This window comes from Burkholderia sp. MSMB1589WGS, from assembly GCF_001636105.1.
GTDB lineage: Bacteria > Pseudomonadota > Gammaproteobacteria > Burkholderiales > Burkholderiaceae > Burkholderia > Burkholderia humptydooensis.
This window is the reverse complement of record NZ_LNJT01000008.1, coordinates 1,965,090-1,979,628: the sequence shown is the minus strand read 5'-3', so window position 1 is coordinate 1,979,628 and position 14,539 is coordinate 1,965,090. Positions and strand designations below refer to the sequence as shown.

1 protein-coding gene is annotated in these 14,539 nt (G+C 71.8%); it reads right to left on the bottom strand.

Annotation, left to right across the window (positions count from 1 at the left end; all coding sequences use genetic code 11):
* Position 1: 1 nt before the first annotated feature.
* Positions 2–14,536 carry an SDR family NAD(P)-dependent oxidoreductase gene (locus WT16_RS26060; RefSeq protein WP_063534551.1) on the bottom strand — a complete coding sequence of 4,845 codons (14,535 nt, stop codon included), beginning with the start codon at positions 14,534–14,536 and terminating at the stop codon, positions 2–4.
* Positions 14,537–14,539 lie beyond the last annotated feature (3 nt).

Below are 14,539 nucleotides of genomic sequence, written 5' to 3'. Positions count from 1 at the left end.
GTCAGTCGTCCTGTTTCGCCAGGGCGTGCAGCACGCCCTGCATGTCCAGCTCCCCGGCCCTGAGCCGCGCCAACAGCGTCCGGTAGTCGTCCCACTCGGGGCTGCCCGGGCTCGGCGCGCGTTCCGCCGCCGGCTCGCCGCCGGGCGGCGCGGCGCCGTCATCGCGCAGGATGTATTGCCGCTTCCAGTCGAGCGTGATCGCGTCGGCCGCGTGCCGGCCGGCATGGCGGCAGTCGTCCTCGTCGATCTCGCCGCGCGCGAGCAGCTCGCGCAGCGCCGCGTCGCCGAGCCCTGCGAGCAGGCGGTAGCGGACCGTGTCGAGCGCCGCACCGGCGCTGCCGCTCGTCAGATTGCGGCGGTTCAGCGCCGCCAGGCGCGCTGCCGCGTTGGGGTCCGCATGCTCGCCGCGCAGCCGATAGATCGGCGGAAACGGCGGCAGATTCACGAGCCGCCAGAACTCGCGGAATTCGCGCGCCGGATCGGGCAACAGGCCGAGCCGCAGCCCGAACACCACGTTCGCGATCGGTCCGTTGATCGCCGCATGGCGCCGGTCGAGACGATAGTCGAGCTCGCTGCCGGCCAGATCCGCACGGCCCGACATCACGCGCGCGTACCAGCGGGCAACCATTTCGGGGAAGAAGAAGGTGCCGGAGTACGCGACGGGCAGCGGGCACGAGGTCGAGACAAGGCTCGGCCGCTCGCGATGGAAGATCCCCATCGCGAAATCGGCGCGCATCGATACGTCCGGCAGGCAATCGAGCCGTTCGTCGATCTGGTAGCCGGTACAGAACACCACGGCGTCAATCTCGACGTAGCGCCCGCTGCGCCGGAAACGGCAGCCGTGCGCGTCGAACGCCTCGATTTCGTCGATGACGGCCTCCACGCGCCCGCTCGCGACGAGCGAAACGATGCCGTCGTTGATCTGCACGACCGGCTGGCGACGGAAATCGTCGAGATCGGGCAGCAGACCGCTGTCCTGGTACTGGCGGAAATACTCCGGCATCGAATAGCGCACGCGCTCCATCATCTGCGCCGGATCAACGTTCGCGAGCAGGCTCGCGGGCGACTGGAAATCGTTCGGCACGAAGCCCGTCATGCGCGGCATGATGAATTTCGGCCGGCGCATGGTCCAGATCACCTGGCTCGCGCCGCGCGCGGCCTCCTCCGCGATGTCCATGCCGCTGATGCCGTTGCCGACGATCAGCACGCGCTTGCCGTTCAGGCAGCGCTCGTCGACGTATTCGGCGGAATGCAGGATCGTGCCCCGGAAGGTATCGAGGCCGGCGAACTCGGGCCGCCACGGCTTCCAGTACAGCCCCTGGCACAGCGCGACGCCGTCGTAAATGCCGGTATGCGCGACGCCGTCGCGTTCGGTGGCGACGCACCACTGCTCGCCGTGCGGCTCGACGCGGCGGACTACGGTGCGATAGCGGATCCGCTCCGTCACGCCGAAACATTCGGCGTAGTCGCGCAGATAGCGATGCATGTCGGCGACGCCATGAAAGTGCCCGTCGACCGGCGCGCCGTCGAAGTCCGAGAACGCGCTCGTGTACTTCGACGTCTGGAAGCGCGTCTTGCGGTAAGCGCCCGCGCGCTTGTTCTCCGTGTGCAGCAGCCAGACGCCGCCGAGATCGGCTTGCCGCTCGAACACGTCCGGCCGGTGCCCCTCCTCGAGCAGCGACTTGGCCATCACGAGCCCGGCCGGTCCGGCGCCGATCACGGCGATCCGCTTGCCGAGGCCGCGCGCTGTCGATGCTGTCGATGCTGTCGACGCTGTCGATGCCGTCAATGCAGGCGACGCAATCGATGCGGCCGAATGCGGCGGGTCGATCACCGGCGGCGCGCCGCCGATCCAGTAGCGCGACTTCACGAATGCGTAGCCCGGCAGCGCGATCCGGCGCGGCGACAGGCCGTCGAACGCGCGCGCCTCGCCGCCCGTCTCGCCGCCCGCGACCCAGAGGGCCGCCGCCGCATGCGGATCGCCATCGGCAAGCGCCCGGGCAATGCGCGCCGAGCGGTCGGCCGCCTGCGCGGCCGGCGCCGCGCCTTCGTGGATGCCGGCCCGCGGATCAACGCCGCCGGCGAGCCAGCCATCGAGCCGCTCGATCAGGCCGGCGAGCGACGAAGCGACGATCGCCAGACGATGCCGGAAGGTGGCGCGGCCGATTTGCAGCGTATAGGCCACGTCGACGAGACGGGGCGCCGAAACGGCCGCGTCCTGCGCCACGAGCGCATCGCGCAGCCGCGCGGCGGCGGCCCTCAGCGACTCGGGGCGCCGTGCCGACAACACCACCAACTGCTCGCGCGAGGCCGCGTCGGCGATCGCGGGCGGCGCGGCCGCCGGCGCTTGCTCGACCACCATGTGCGCGTTGGTTCCGCTGAAGCCGAACGAGCTCACACAGGCCATCCGCGGCGCGCCGTCGGCCGTGCGCCACGCCTGCGCCACGCGCGGCACGTGGAACGGCGAGCGCGCGAGATCGATATGCTCGTTGACGGACTCGCAATGGAGCGTCGGCGGAATCGTTCGATGCCGCAGGCTCAGCACCACCTTGAGCAGCCCCGCGATCCCCGCCGCGAGGGCCAGGTGTCCGATGTTGCTCTTGACCGAGCCAATCGCGCAGTAGCCGGTGCCGGCATCGAATTCGCGAAACGCTTCGGTCAGCGCCCGCACCTCGATCGGATCGCCGAGCTTGGTGCCGGTGCCGTGCGCCTCGGCCATCATGATCCGCTTCGGATCGATGCCGAAGCGGCGGTAGACGCCGCTCGCGAGACGCCGCTGCGCGTCGGGATTCGGTGCGGTAATGCCGTTGGTGCGGCCGTCCTGGTTGATGCCCCAGCCGCGGATCACGCCGTGGATCGTGTCGCCGGCGGCAAGCGCTTCGTCGAGCCGGCGCAGCAGCACGGTGCCCACGCCCTCGCCCGGGACAAAGCCGTCCGCGGCGCCGTCGAAAGTGCGGCAGCGGCCGGTCGGCGACAGCATGCCGGCCTTGCTCGACAGGATGTGCAGGGTCGGGCCGGCCATCACGCAGACGCCGCCCGCGATCGCGAGGTCGCAGTTGCCGAGCAGCAGGCTGTTGCATGCCTCGTTGACCGCGACGAGCGCCGAGGAACAGGCGGTATCGATCGCGAGGCACGGGCCGTCGAGATTGAGGAAATACGGCATGCGCGCCGACAGGATCGAACTCGCGCCGCCCATGAACGACTGGGCGCCCGCCTCGTCGCGCCGGCCAAGATCGGCGTAGTCGCCCGTCGCGCAGCCGACGAACAGGCCCGTGCGCTGCGTGGCGAGACTGAACGGGTTGTAGCCCGCGTGCTCGATCGCGTGCCAGCAGTTCTCCATGAAGACGCGCTGTTGCGGGTCCATATGCTCGGCCTCGCGCGGCGAGATGCCGAAGAATTCGGCGTCGAACGCGTCGGCGTCGTCGAGCAGGCCGATCCAGCGGCTGTAGGTTTTGCCTTTTGCCTGCGGATCGGGGTCGTAGTGGCGGTCGAGCGACCAGCGGTGCGGCGGCACCTCGACGATGCTGTCGCGCCCTTCCACGAGGTTGCGCCAGAACGCGTCGAGATCGGCCGCGCCGGGAAAGCGGCCGGCCATCCCGATGATCGCGATGTCGACGCGCTCGGCCGACGCGGCGCGACGCGGCGCATCCGCGGGCGTCGGCGGCGGCTCGGGTGTCGATCCGACGGCGGGCGGCGCCTGCACGGTCGCGAGTGCCGGCGCCTGCGCAGCAATGCTGGGCGGCGCAGGTTGAAGCGCCGGCCGAGACGCCGGTTCCGATGCCGCTGTCCGCGCGGCGCGATCCGCAGCCGCGTGCGCCGCCGCGTCCGGCCCGGCCGACGCGCCCGCGTCGGATAGATGGGCGCACAGCGCAGCCACGTTCGGATGCTGGTAGAGCTGGGTCGGCGACAGGTCGACGGCAAGCCGCTCATGCAGCTTGCGCGCCCAGGTCACCGCGGTCACCGAGTCGAGCCCCATGTCGACGAAGCTAGCGTGCGCGTCGATGTCCTGCGCGTCGAGCTGCAGCTCGGCTGCAAGCGTCTGCCGCACGATCTCGACAATCGCGATGCCGGCCGCTGCCGCGGGCGTCGGCTCGAGCGTTGGCTGGGGTTTCGGCCCGGGCGCTGGCGCGGCGGCCGGCACGCCATCCGTGGCTTCGCGCAGGTACGCGAGCAGCTTCGCGACGCTCGGATACTGATAGACGTGCGCGGGCGTCAGCTCGATCGACAACGCCCGGCCGAGCGTGCGGGCCCAGGTCACGGCGGTCACCGAGTCGAGGCCGAGATCGACGAAGCCCGCCTCGTCGTCGAGTTCGTCGGCGGATAGCTGGATTTCCGCGGCCAGCGTCGACTTCAGCAAGGCCGCCAGATCGCGCGCGGGCGTGCTCGGCATGTCGGCGGCCGGCGTCGCGCCGACACCGTACGCGCGATCGATCCGCCGCGCCACGTCGGGGTTGTGATGGAACGTCTGTTCGTGCATCGCGAGTTCCTTGCGTATCGCCGCAGGCATGGCCTGCGCGAGCGCCGCAAGCGCTTGCCGCTTGTCGCGGATCAGCTCGTTGCGTGTCCGCTGCGCGGACCATTGCGCAGCAATCCGGCGCGCCCGCGCGAGCACCTCGCCGCGCGGCGCCACCGACAGGCCGGGCAGCCGCTCGCGCAACTCGCGCCCCTTGTAAGGCCGCGCCCCGAGCAGGATTTCCCGGCCCAGGTCGAGGCCGAGCCGCATCGGGAACACGAGCGTGGAGCCCGCGCCCGGCGTGAAGCCATACGACAGGTACGGGCTGTGATAGACGCTCTCCTCGGCGAACAGCACCGCGTCGCAAGCCATCCCCATCGCCCAGCCCGCGCCGATCGCGTGGCCCTGCATCGCCGCGATCACCGGCACCGGGCAAGCGAGCGGCAGCTCGTAGAGACGCGCATCGGTGAATTTCGCGGTGCCCTGCTGGATTGCCTGCAGGCCCTCGCGGGTCCCGCCCGTCGCGAAATAGTGGCCGTGGCCCGTCAGGATCAGCACCTTGCACCCGGGTGTCTCGCTCGCCCAAGCGACGACCACCTCCATCGCGGCAACGAGCGCCGGCGTGAACGCGTTGCGGGTGGCCGGATCAGAGATTCGCGCGACCGCGACGCCGGCATCGTCGAGCGTCAGCTCGACGCACGAATGCGGCAGCGCCACTGGTCGGCCGGAATCGGCCGCGGCGGCGACGTCCGCGAGTTCGGGCTCGTGTGCGCGATCCGCGAGCACCGGCCACGACGACGGCGCGCCGAGCGCGCCCGCCTCCGAGAAGAACACGCCGCGCCAGTGCGCCTTGAGCAGGCTGGCCGCGCGGCCGCCGCCGGCGACGAGCGCCTGCGTCGCCGCGAGCGCCTCGCCGCCCATCGCCTGCGCGGGCACCGCATGCAGGCCAAGATTCGCCGCCTGCCAGGTCTCGCCCGTGCGCACCGCGCCCGACAGCATCGCGGCGGCGCCGGGCCGCGCGCCGAAGCGCGCGCTCAGCAGTTCTTCGGCCGCACCGGACGGGGGCGTCGCGCAGCCGTAGCGGCTGCCCGAGTCGACGATCAGCAGATCACAGGCGGCGCCGATCAACCAGCCGAGACCGATCGCATCTCCAGGGAGCGCGGCCAGCACGACCGGCGGCGCGCCTCCGATCGCGGCGACGAGCCGGGCGAGCGCGCCGTCGGGCACATCGTCGAGGGCGTGGTGAAATCCGTCGCGCGGGCCGTGCAGCAGCACGGCGTCGACCGGCTCGCCCGACACCGGGCGCTCGAACAGCTCGAACAGCTCGGTCAGCCGCGCCACCAGATCCGCCGCGCTCCAACCGGCGGGCAGATCGACATGGCGCAGCGAGGGATGCGCGTCGTCGCGCCGCGCGATGAGCGGCTCGGCGGCCGGCGCGCGTCGCACCGTCGAGTCGGGTTGGGGAGAATGCGCTGCCGATCGGGAGCGCGCGGCTTCGGCCGGCGACATCAGCGTGATCCGCGCGTCGGACAGCATGCCGCCCGGCGCGATGAAGCGGCGCGGCGCGGGCAGCCGGATCGCGCCGGCGCAAGACGCGTGCGGCCCGCCCGTCGCGGCGTCGGCGGCTCGCGCGACGGCGTCACCCGTCGCAACATCGAGCGCCAGCGCGGGCGCGAGCGTATCGAGCCAGAAACGCTGCGGCTTGAACGGATAGGTCGGCACGGCGATCGCACGAGCCGGCCGCGCGCACGGCGGAGCCTGCCGGACGCGCCAATCGATGTCGGCACCGCGCACCCAGGCGCGCGCGCAGGCATCGAGATCGTCCGGCGCAACCGCATCGGCATCGGCGGCGACATCGACATCGACGATACGGCCGCGGTGGAAGCCCTCGACCGGCTCGCCGCGCCGATGCGCGCGCAGCACCTCGAGCAGTTCCGTCGTCGAGCGACAGACGACGGCGCAACGTTCCGCCATCGCACTGCGGCCTGTCTGCAGTTCGCGGCATAGCGCCGTGAGCGGGCCGCCGCCATCGGCGAGAAACGCGATCATGCGGTCCAGGTACGCGTCGAGCCTATCCGCGTTGCGGGCGGACAGCACGAACACGGCCGGCGCTGCCCCCTCGTCCGCACCGTTGCGTGCGGCGGCGTCCGCCTCGGCGTCGCGGTACTGCTCGACGATCAGATGCGCGTTCACGCCGCCCGCGCCGAACGACGAAATGCCGGCCCGCAACGGCGCATCCGGGCCGGGCTGCGGCGTCCAGTCGCGCAACATGTCGCACATCACGAAGCCGCTGCCGTCGAGCGCGATCTCCGGATTCAACTCGGCGGCATGCAGCGTCGGCACGAGCTTGCGGTGGCGCAGTTGCAGGACGACCTTCGTCAGCGCGGCGATACCCGCCGCCGCCTCGAGATGCCCGATGTTCGATTTCACCGAACCAAGCGCGCACTGCACGCCGGCGCCGCGTTCCCCGAATGCCTGCACGAGGCCGCGAAACTCGATCGGATCGCCAAGCGCCGTGCCCGTGCCGTGCGCCTCCAGATAGCCGATCGATGCGGCATCGCAGCCGGCCCGCGCCAGCGTCAGGCGAATCAGCGCCTGCTGCGACGCCGGACTCGGCACCATGTAGCCGTGCGTCTTGCCCGAGTGATTGATGCCGCTCGCGCGAATCACGGCATGGATCGCATCGCCGTCGCGCCGCGCCAGCGCGAGCGGCTTCAGGATCACGGCGCCCACGCCCTCGCCCGGCACGAAACCGTCCGCGCCGGCGCCGAAGCTGCGGCAGCGCCCTTCGGGCGACAGCATGTGGCCCGAGCACAGCGCGACGTAGTTGGCCGGATGCAGGTACAGGTTGACGCCTCCCGCGATCGCGATGTCGCAATCGCCGCGGCGCAGCCGTTCGCAGGCCTCGTGGATCGCAACGAGCGAACTCGAGCACATCGTGTCGATCGCGAGGCTCGGCCCGGTCAGGTCGAGGCAGTACGACACGCGATTCGCGATCGAGCCGAACGAGGTGCGCGGCAGAAAGGCCTTGTTCTGACGCCAGAATTGCGGCCCATACAGCTCGAAACCCGTCTTGGTCGCGCCGACGAACACGCCCGCGCGCGCCCGATGACGCTCGACGAGCGCCTCGCGGCTGTAGCCCGCGTCCTCGAGCGCCTCCCACGCGCATTGCAGGAACAGGCGCTCCTGCGGGTCCATCAGCCAGGCGTCGCGCGGCGCGATCGAGAAGAACTGCGGATCGAAATCCGCGAACCCATCGAGGAAGCCGCCCCACTTGCTGTAGCTGCGTCCGGTGCGCGAAGCCTCGTCCTTGTCAGCGACGTAGAATCCGTCGAGCGACCAGCGCTCGGCCGGAATCTCGTCGATGCAATCGACGCCGCCCGCGAGATTGCGCCAGTATTCTGCGAGGTTCGCGGCCTTCGGATAGCGGCCAGCGATGCCGATGATCGCGATGAGATCCTCGTCGCCAGGGTTCGCGGCGGCGCGCGCCGCATCGCCGCCGATCGCGCGGCGGACGTTGTCGCCGCCCGTTGCGCGAGGCGGCTCGGCCTCCGGCGCGGCGGGCGCATCGGCATGTTCCGGTTCGCCGGCCCAAGCGCGGCTTTGCACCGGATGCTGCGCGACCAGATGCGCGGCCAGACTCGCGAGCGTCGTGTGTTCGTAGAGCAACGCGCTGCCGATGCCCGGATAGTGTTTGCCGAGCGCCTGCTGGAGATGGATCACGCGGACCGAATCGACACCGTAGTTCTCGAACTGGGCGCGCGGGTCGATGCGCTGCGGCGACAGCTTGCAGAGCCGGCCGAGCAGTTCGCGCAGCCGGCCGGTGACGCGCTCGTCGAGATCGGCGCCGTCGCGCGCCGCGGGCGATGTGCCGCGCCCGGCCGGCACGGCGCTCGCTTCGCCGGCCTGCGCGGCCGCACGCATGCGCGCCGCGTCGCCATGGACCACCAGCAGGTGCTCGCCCGCATGCGCGAGCGCGCATTTCAGCGCACGCATGCCGTCGTCGGCGCCGAGCGGCAACATGCCCGCCTCGCGCAGCAGCCGTGCCGCATGCCCGTCCGGCGCCATGCCGTCGCCGTCCCACCACGGCCAGCCGATCGATATCGTGCGGCCTCGACAGGCGCCCGCCGCGGCGCGGGCCTCGCGCCGCGCCGCGTAGCGGTCAAGGAAAGCGTTGGCCGTCGCATAGTCGCTCTGGCCCGCGTTGCCCATCGCGCCCGACAATGACGAATACAGCACGAAAAAATCGAGCGGCAGATGACGCGTCGCGCGATCGAGATTCACCGTGCCGGCCACCTTGGGCGCGAGCACCTCGCGCAAGGTCTGCGCCGTCTTGCGCGACGCGGCGCCGTCGCGGGCCACGCCGGCCGCGTGGAACACGCCGTGCAGCGCGCCGTGCGCACGCGCGACGTCGGCCACGAGTTGCTCGCAGGCCGCGCGATCGCTGATGTCGGCTGCGCGGTATTCGACCGCGACGCCTTGCGCGCGCAGCGTGTCGAGCGATGCACCGGCCGGCGTGCCCGCCAGTTCGGACGCGGCGCGTCGGCCGACCAGAACCAGAGTCGCGGACGGCATTTCACGCGCGAGATGGCGCGCGAGCACGATGCCGAGCGCGCCGCCGCCGCCCGTGATCAGGTAGACCCCGCCTTCGCGCCACGGCGACCCGGCCGGCTCCCTCGCGTCAGTCTCGCGCCACACGCGGCGCGACAGCTCGCCGTCGTGAAAGCGGACCAGTGTGGCGTGCGGATGACGTGCGGCCAGCTCGGCCTGCTCGCGCATCGCGCGCGCTGCGGCATCGGAGATCACCTCGCCGCACAGCACGAGCTGGCCGGCGAAGCCCGGGTATTCGAATGCGAGACTGAGCAGCATCGCTTCCAGCGCGCTCAGCAGTTCGCCGCGCTCGCCCGGCGGCACGAGCAACTGCACGCGCACGGCTGCGCCGGATGCGGCGGCGAGCCGCGCCTGCAGATTGGCGAACACCGCCAGCGCCAGCTCCGTAAACGCCTCGTCGATGGCCTCGATGTCGGCATGAGCCGCAGCGCCGACGATGCGGCCGCAATCCGCCGGCCAGCACGCCGCGAGCCGTTGCGCCGCGTCGGCGTCCCAACCGCACAGCAACACGTCGGGCTCCGATTCGGCCATGCGCGCGCGCGCGTCGCTTGCCGCCGCGTCCGGCAAGCGTTCCCAGTCCGGCACGCGGTAGCCGAGGCTCGGCGCAGCCGCGATGTCGGCGCCGCCGCTGCGCTCCGGCGCCGCATGCGGCGTATCGACGTCGGGCACCGGCAGCCAGTAGCGCTCGCGCGCGAACGGATAGGTCGGCAGATTGACGCGGCGCGGCCGGCGCCGCCCGACGCCGTCATACAAGCGCGCCCAGTCGAGATCGACGCCCTCGGCCCAGACCGTCAGCAGCTCCGCGTGCTTGCCTTTGGCGAACCAGTTTTCGACGAGCGCGTGGCTGTCCTGGTCCGCGCTGAACAGCGGCAGCAGTCGGCTGCCGCTCGCGCGCGTGCCGGAGAACACGCGGCGCGGGTCAGGCCGGCCGTCGAGATAGCCGTTGAGCAGCGCAAGCAGTTCGTCGCGCGACGTCGCGATGAATGCGACGCGCGCCTCCCACGGCTCGCGCCCGGTCTGCAGCGTATAGGCGATGCTCGCGAGTCCCGCGGGCGGGCGATGCCAGTGACGTGCGCCGCCCGGCGCCCGCGCGCAGTCGGCCAGATAGCGGGCCAACGCGCCGGCCTGCTGCGCCAGTTGCTCGGGCGTGCGTGCCGACAGCGGCACGAGGCAGGCGCCGCCGCCTTCGTCGTCGATGGCATCGTCGCCGGGCCGCGCATAGTCCTGCAGCACGAAATGGGCGTTCGAACCGCCCGCGCCGAACGACGAGACGGCGGCGATCCGGCGCCCCGCCACGCCGGCCCACGGCCGCCGTTCGCGCACCACGGCGAATGGGCTCGCCGCGAAATCGATATGCGGATTCAGCCGTTGCGCGTGCAGCGACGGGAACAGCTCGCCGGCACGCATCTGGCCGATCACCTTGGTGAGCGCGGCCATGCCCGCGGCCGCCTCGCAATGGCCAACGTTCGACTTGACGGAGCCGATCGCGCAGAACTGCGTGTCGGCCGTATCGCGCGAGAAGGCGCCGGCGAGCCCCGCGATCTCGATCGGATCGCCGAGCGAGGTGCCCGTGCCGTGCGCCTCGACGTAGCTGATCGCGCGCGCGTCGACTTGCGCCTGCTTCAGCGCCTGGCGAATCACGTCCTGCTGGCGCTGCGGCTGCGGCACGCTGTAGCCCTGGCTCTTGCCGCCGTGATTGATCGCGCTGCCCCGGATCACCGCGTAGATCGGATCGCCATCGCGCTGCGCATCGGCAAGCCGCTTCACGCAGACCACGCCGACGCCCTCCGACGGCACGTAGCCGTCGCCATCCGCGCCGAAGCTGTGGCAGCGGCCGCGCGGCGATACGAATCGGCCGCGGCTCAGCAGATGGTACTTGTTCGGATGCAGGTTCAGGTTGACGCCACCGACGAGCGCCATGCCGATGCCACCCGAGGCCAGTTCGCCGCAGGCGAGGTGCAGGCACGTCAGCGAACTCGAACACATCGTGTCGATCGCGAGGCTCGGGCCGCGCAGATCGAGCGCGTAGGACACGCGATTGGCGATGCTCGCGTAGCTGCTGCCGACGAGTCGTTCCGGATCGTTGTTCGCGCACTGGATGTATTCGCTATACATCACGCCGACATAGACGCCCGTCTCGCCCGCGCCGGTCCCGATGCCGGCCGCCTCGCGCTCACGCCTCTCACGCGCGAGGCGGCCGCGCGAGTAGCCGGCATCCTCGAGCGCGGCCCACGCATGCTGCAGGAACAGGCGCTCCTGCGGGTCCATGATCTCCGCCTCGCTCGGCGAGATGTTGAAGAACAGCGGATCGAATTCGTCGACGCCGTCGATGAAACCGCCCCACCGGCTCGCGTGCGCACCGGGACGATGGCCGTCGCCGTCGCGGTGAAATGCGCGCCAGTCCCAACGCTCGGCCGGAATCTCGCGGACCGCGTCAACGCCGCCCGCGAGGTTGTCCCAGAACTCGGCGACATCGGCCGATCGCGGGTAGCGTCCGGACAGGCCGATGATCGCGATGTCCGAACGCGCCGCGTCGCCCGGCGCGGTGGCGTCGAAGGCGCGCCGGGCGATCGGCGCTTCAGCCGCCGCTTCAGCCGCCGCTTCAGCCGCCGCTTCGGCCGGCGCTTCAGCCGGCGCTTCAGCCGGCGTTTCGATCAGCCCCTCGACCGCGCGAGGCGCGGCGGTCGGCGCGGTGCGCGAGGCCGCGCCCGGCGCCGCCATTGCGGCCAGCACAGCGAAATGCCGCTCGGCGAAATGTACGGCGAGTTCGTCAATCGACGGGTACTGGAAGAACAGCGTCTTCGGCAGGATACCGAACGTTTTTTCGAGCTCGCGCGTCGCCTTCATCATGTCGACCGAATCGATGCCGTATTGGTCGAGCGGCTGGTCGGTCCGCAACTGTTCGGGCGGCAGCTTCAACTCGCCGGCTACGATCCGCTGAAGCAGCCGCGCGGCGGCGCCGCGCAGGGCCGCCGCATCGGCGCGCGACCGTTCCGGCGCGGGCGCGGCGCCGGCATTCGCGCTGCCGGCCTCGGCGAGCTGCGCATCGGCGGCGCCCGTCAGGCTCCGTTCGAGCCGCCGGCGATCGCCGGCGGCCGCGACAAGTTCGACGCATGGCGCCGCGAGCGCACGGCGCAGCGCTTCGACGCCGAGCGCGGCATCCATCGGCCGCATGCCGGTTGCGCGATGAAGCCGCTCCGCATCCGCCATCGCGGCAGCCATGCCGCCGTCCCAGAGCGGCCAGTGGATGCAGAGCGATCGGCCGCGCGCGCGCCCGGACTCGACCGCCGCGTGCCGCCGTTCCGCATACGCGGCCAGATATGCGTTCGCCGCCGCGTAGTCGCTTTGTCCGACATTGCCGAATACGGCGCTGCCGGACGAAAACAGCACGAAGCAGTCGAGCGGCATATGTCGCGTCACGCGATCGAGGTTCGCGGCGCCGAGCACCTTCGGCCGCATCACGCGTCGCCACGTCTCGTCGGTCTTGTTCACGAGCAGGCCGTCCTCAGCCACGCCGGCCGCATGCAGCACGCCGTGCAACGGGCCGTGCTCGCGCTCGATGCGCGCCACCACCTCGGCAAGCGCGTCGGCATCGGTCACGTCGACACGGTAGCGCGTCACGTGGGCGCCCGCGTCGGCAATCTCGCGCAGACGCGCCTGCTGCCGCGCGTCGAGCGCGTCGGGGTCGCCCCGGCCGAGCAGGAAGAGGCGCGGCGCGGCGACCGATGTCGCAATGTCGTGCGCGAAAGCGAGGCCGAGATGGCCGGCGCCGCCGCTGATCAGGTAACGGCCGCCGTCGCGCCATCCATGCGCGGGCGCATCGGCTGCGAGCGGCGCCCAGCGCCTGGCCTCGCGGCGCGCCGCGTAGCGCACGTAGTCGGCGCTGTCGCGCGCGAGCGCCTCGTCGACGAGCGCGTCGGCGATCTCGCCGACGCCGGCGCGCGCTGCCCACGCGACGCACCGCGTTTCGCACTCGGGATATTCGGCCGCGACGCATTTCAGCATCGCATGCGCGCTGCGCACGAGCGGCGACGCATCGTCGATCGCCACCAGCAATCGTTCGGATAACTGCAACGGCGTTGCGAAGCAGTCCTGCAGACAGTGTTTGAGGCGCAGGCTGGTTTCGATCGGATCGTCGCATTCCGGGGCCGGGCCGCACTCGACGCGGACGATCTCCGGCCGCGCCGATCCGGCCGGCCATCGCGCCTGCAGCGCTGCCGCGAGCGGGTCCGCCGCGCCGGCCTCACCGGGCGCGATGCCTTCGCCGTCCCGGCCGAGATCGCCGACCAGCAGGATCCGGTGCCGCGCCGGTTGCCGCGCGGCGCGCGCGTCGGCCGCGAGCGGCTCGTCGCGCCATTCGGGGCGCGCGAGCAGCAACGCGTCGTCGCGCGAGGCGCGCGCGCGCCGGGTGCGCGAGGTCAGCCCCTTCAGCGCGACGCAAAGCCGGCCGTCCGTGCCGTACAGCGCGACGTCGAGGCGCGTCGTCGCGCCGGCGTCCGCCGCGTGGCGCGTCACGCGCACCCGCATCCGTGGTTCGCAGGCGCGCCAAACGGCGATCTCGTCGACCGCGAACGGCAGGCCCGGTTCGGCGCCGACCGGCTCCGCCAGATAGAAGCCGGCGGCGGCCTGCAGCGCGCCGTCGAGCAGGCTGGGATGCAGCCACATGGCAGGCAGGCTCGCCGCGAGCGGCGCCGGCAGCGCGAGATCGGCGTGCAGTCGGTGCGGCCCGTGCAGCACGATACGTTGCAGCGCGCGCTGCCGCGCGCCGTATTCGAAGCCGCGTGCGGCCAAGAAGCGGTAGCAGGCGTCGGCGTCGTAGACGGGCGCGCCGGATCTCGCGTCGGGCGCATCGGCTTCGGTATCCGCCCCTGTTTCGGCCTCCGTACCGGCATCGACGCCCGGCATCGGTTCCGGCAGGTAGACGCCGGTGCAGTGCACGCTCAAGCCCGCGTCGGCGGCCAGCGCCGCGCGCGGACTCGCGTCGAGACATGGTGCGACCTCGGCAAGCGCGCGCCCGGTCGAGGCGAGCGTGAAGCCGATTCGTCCGCGCGCGTCGGCCAGCAGTTCGACGACGAGCAGCCGGTCCGCATCGTCGCCGTCACCGTCGATCGCGAGCGGCCGTTCGAGGCTCACGTGCGTGAGCGCGAAACCTTCCGCCGACGCGAAGCCCGCATGCCGGAGCGCGGCGCGCACGAATTCGAAGTAGGCGGCGGCCGGCAGCACGCGCACGCCGTCGACCCGATGATCGGCGAGGAAAAATTCGCGTCCGGTCAGCGCGCAGTACAGCAGCGCACGCGCGCCGCCGTTCGCGCGGCGTGCCGCGTCGGCCGGCGGCGCATGCAGCCAGCGCACCGCGCCCGTGTCGTCGACGCAGCCCGAACGCCGGTAATGGCGCAGCAGATCGAGCGCCGCATCGCGCGGCAGGCCGTTGCGCTCCACCTGCCCAAAGATGTCGAGATGATAATTAGCCATGAG